This is a genomic window from Methylobacterium haplocladii (genome assembly GCF_007992175.1).
GTDB classification, from domain to species: Bacteria; Pseudomonadota; Alphaproteobacteria; order Rhizobiales; family Beijerinckiaceae; genus Methylobacterium; species Methylobacterium haplocladii.
In genome coordinates, this window is the sequence record NZ_BJZT01000104.1 from 1 (window position 1) to 509 (window position 509).

Annotated in this window: 1 protein-coding gene; it reads left to right on the top strand. The window is 66.6% G+C overall.

The genetic code is table 11. From position 1 onward, the window contains the following. Positions 1-470, top strand: a 470-nt coding sequence (locus MHA02_RS21930; protein WP_147082707.1) for a transposase, incomplete at its 5' end; no start/stop codon positions are given. Positions 471-509: the final 39 nt, after the last annotated feature.

Sequence of the window (509 nt, forward strand, 5' to 3'; positions counted from 1 at the left end):
TTAGCCGCCACATCGCCTTTCTGGAGAAGGAGATCTCGGAACTCGACGGCGACATCGGCCAGGCCATCAAGGCCTCTCCGGTCTGGTGCGAGACCGAGGCGTTGCTCAAGTCCGTTCCCGGCATCGGCGACGTCACCGCGCGCACCCTTCTGGCTCAGCTTCCTGAACTCGGCACGATCGGCCGCCACCAGCTCGCGGCTCTCGTCGGCATCGCTCCGATCAACCGCGACTCTGGCCTGATGCGGGGCCGGCGCTCCATCGCGGGCGGAAGAACGTCGGTGCGGGGCGTGCTGTACATGGCAGCCCTGACCGCCATCCGGCGAGGCTCTCCCTTCCGACCCTTCTACGAGCGGCTCATCCAGCGTGGCCGACCGAGGAAGGTTGCTCTCGTGGCGGTCATGCGAAAGCTCCTGGTGACGCTCAATGCCATCGTCCGCAACCGCACGCCCTGGCAGCCACTCACCGCTTGACCTTCAACACAGCCGCTCAGTCGTCGTGGCGCTGCCGTG